Raw genomic sequence first — 2,969 nt, forward strand, 5'->3', positions numbered from 1 at the left:
GGTTTCCCGTGAGTTCAGCCGGACTGAAGTGTTCTGAGCGGGAACTCACGGCATTTCGGGCCAGGATGGAAGGCTTCACGGTGGGTTCGCGGACCGGGTGCAGGCGGAGTCTGCGGATTCATTGCTCGGTTGGTTGTTCGAGCTCGTCGCTGAGCAGCTGTTGCGCGACTTTTGAGTAGCGGAAGGCCGTGTCGTGGGAGATATTGAAGACCAGCGAGAGGTGTAGCGGGTCCGGTCCTGCGGTTAGTGCTTCGTGGAGAATGCGGTCGGCGCGGATGCGATCGATGCTGAAACCGCCCTGTTTCAGCCGGAAGCTGATGTGTGTGGTGCTGACTGGTCCTTTGTTGAGCGCGGTCCTGGTGTTTACGAGCAGATGCCGGTTGGGTGCGTGGGGCCAGGCTGCGCGGCGGTATTCAAGCCAGACCAGCAGTGCTCGGCGGCTCAGCTCGCCAAGTCGTTGGTTGTGACCGGCGATGGTGATCCGCCGGTTAGGAAGGTCGACGTCATCGAGTGTGAGGTGCCGGATCGTGCTGGTGCGGGCGGCGTGCTCGGCGGCCAGCGCCAGGATCAGGCGTTCGGCGGGGTTGACGGCCAATTGCTCGACGGCGCTGATCTCGGTGTCGGTCATCGGCACCATGCCGGGATCGGCCGGGCGGGATTTCACGCCCGTGGTGGGGTTCACGAAGGTCAGGCCGCGTTTCCTGGCGAAGCGGAACAGCGACCGTAAGGCGCACACGGCGTTGCTCCGCGGGTAGCTGCGCAGAGGTTCAAGCACGGCGTATACGTCGGTCTTCGTGACCTCCCGCAGATGGTCATACTTGGCGTCCCAGTGTTCGAGGAACGGACGGACCGAGCCGAAGTACCTGTACACGGTGGCCTGCGATCGGGGCTTGCTGCGGGCGTCGCCGTCGAGCAGCACGAGCAGCCAGTGGCGCACCGGTCCGGCGAACCCTGGTGATAGGGCGTCGGTGCTGCGGTCGATCCATGACCGGATCGCCGATGCCGCATCGTCTTCGAGGAGGTCAAGGTCAGCGAGCACTTCGGCAAGACGCGGCTTGGACACATGCCGGTGTGTCTTCGTGCGCACGTCGCTCGTGAGAACGCGTTCACCAGCGGCAAGACCGTCCAGCACCGCAACCAGCCCGTCGAGGACACATCTCGTAGTTGAATTACCCCAGCCATGGGCCTCGCCGAGCTGCTGGGCGCGCGCAGCAGCTCGGGAAAGGACCGGGTCATCCGACTCCAGCGCCGGGTGCCTCCACCGTGGTGGCGGCGACTCATCGACCCGGAGCCGGAACTGCGAAGCCCATGCCCTGCATTTGTTATTGCAGTACATGCGGTCTCGACGACTCCGGGCGGGCAGCGGCGCATCGCAGTGCAGGCAGTTCATCGCGGCGGCAGTGACCTGCCTGTGCGTGCACGCGGGGCTACGGGGTGTGCGCCGCCAACGGCCGTGCTCTTTCCATCGGCTTCCGTTTGCGGTTCGGCCACGCTGTCAGGCTCCGGTAGCAAGAGGTCTTCAACCCCGCAGCCGAGGACAGCGCAGATCACGTCCAGGTCGTGGAGCTTGATGGCGTTGGGATTGCCTGACCACAGGCCTGACATCTTGCCGGCACTGATCTCCAGACCGCGCTTGGCGAGCATTCTTTGCAGTTCGCTGGCCTTCCAGATGCCGCGGTTGGCGGCGGCCAGGCGGAGGTTCCATTTCATCGTGCCAATCCCTTCCATCGGTCGGCGACACGGCGTTGGCCGGTCACCCAGGCGTCTTCAACATGGGTAGCGTGGACGTGGATATACCGGGCCGTAGTAGCGGTCCAGGCATGGCCGAGAAGCTCCTGTATCGCGAACAGGTTCATCCCGCTGAGATAGAGCTCGGATGCGCAAAAGTGCCGCAGCACATGTGGCGTGAGCTTTCCCGACCACGCGGGCAGATGCCGGTCGGCGGCCTCAGCCAGGGAGCGTCGGTATACGTCGGCGGTAGCGCGCATGCATGACCCGTCGGCGTTCTTACGTTCAGAGGGAAACAGCGCCGTCTCATGGGCGGTCGGGGCGGTAACGAACAATCCGAGCACGTCCTCGATGAACCACCGCAGGCTGCGGTCGGCGCCGTTGATCAGCGGAACCAGCCGCGGCTTCGGACCCTTGCGGCGAGAGCCTTTGCCATGACGGACATTCAGCTTCCCGAACCGGCCCAGCTCCCACCGCACATCGTTGAGATCGAGCATCCTCGCCTCGTTGATCCGCAACCCGACGTCGGCCGCCAGTCGGGCGACCGCATAATTGCGGGCGGCGGGACCGAATTTGCGGCAGGTGATCAGCTCCTCACGCCACCCGGCGAACAACTGTTCAACCTCCTCGGCGGTTGGCGGAACGCGCAGCTGCGGATCGACCGCGGCGCGCGGCCGATTGATCTCATCCAACGGACACTCAACCACGCGGCCGGTCAAGTTGTGCAGCTCGATCTTGTGCCGCAGCTCGAGGAAGTCGAAGTACACCCCTAAAGCCGCAGCCCTCCCGGCACGGGTGGACGGGCGGGCCTCGCGGATGACCTTGCCGAAGTAGGCATCCGCGTCAGCGGGCTGCATTTCCCACAACGGTCGGCCAAACCAGTCTCGGATCAGCTCCAGGTGGTTGGTATCGTTGCGGATCGTGCTATCGACCAGACCGGCCGACGCCCGCGCCAGTACGAAACCTGCCAGCACATCGGTCTCGAAGTCGACCAGCTCGTCCACGGTCGCCCGCATCCGATGGTCCCGTAAATCGCGCACGACAGCAAGAACCAACCCACGCCTCCTCGACTTCACCCGCAATGAAGAAACATCAACCAAACACACATTCAGCCGCTAAGAATGATGATATTTCATCAGCGAGGCTTGGATGCAGGGACACGCCTGCAGCGTCTGGTTCACGCGTCAAGCGGGTCGTTCTACGGGCCTGGCGGGCTCAGGAACACGTCGACTGTTGATTAG

At 63.9% G+C, this 2,969-nt stretch carries 3 protein-coding genes; all 3 read right to left on the minus strand.

Annotation, left to right across the window (positions count from 1 at the left end; genetic code table 11):
* Positions 1-118 precede the first annotated feature (118 nt).
* The 3 genes from ABH924_RS24700 to ABH924_RS24710 are packed head-to-tail and all read right to left on the minus strand — an operon-like array spanning position 119 to position 2,783.
* Positions 119-1,336 (minus strand): tyrosine-type recombinase/integrase, encoded by a 1,218-nt coding sequence (locus tag ABH924_RS24700; RefSeq protein WP_404503152.1) that lies wholly within the window; start codon positions 1,334-1,336, stop codon positions 119-121.
* Positions 1,337-1,386: 50 nt separating this feature from the next.
* Positions 1,387-1,710, minus strand: a complete 324-nt coding sequence (locus ABH924_RS24705) for a helix-turn-helix domain-containing protein (RefSeq protein ID WP_404503154.1) — start codon at positions 1,708-1,710, stop codon at positions 1,387-1,389.
* Positions 1,707-2,783, minus strand: a complete 1,077-nt coding sequence (locus ABH924_RS24710) for a tyrosine-type recombinase/integrase (protein ID WP_404503156.1) — start codon at positions 2,781-2,783, stop codon at positions 1,707-1,709. Before ABH924_RS24710 ends, ABH924_RS24705 begins: the two co-directional genes overlap by 4 nt.
* Positions 2,784-2,969 lie beyond the last annotated feature (186 nt).

Source organism: Arthrobacter sp. GAS37 (assembly GCF_044908325.1).
Lineage (GTDB): Bacteria > Actinomycetota > Actinomycetes > Actinomycetales > Micrococcaceae > Arthrobacter > Arthrobacter ramosus.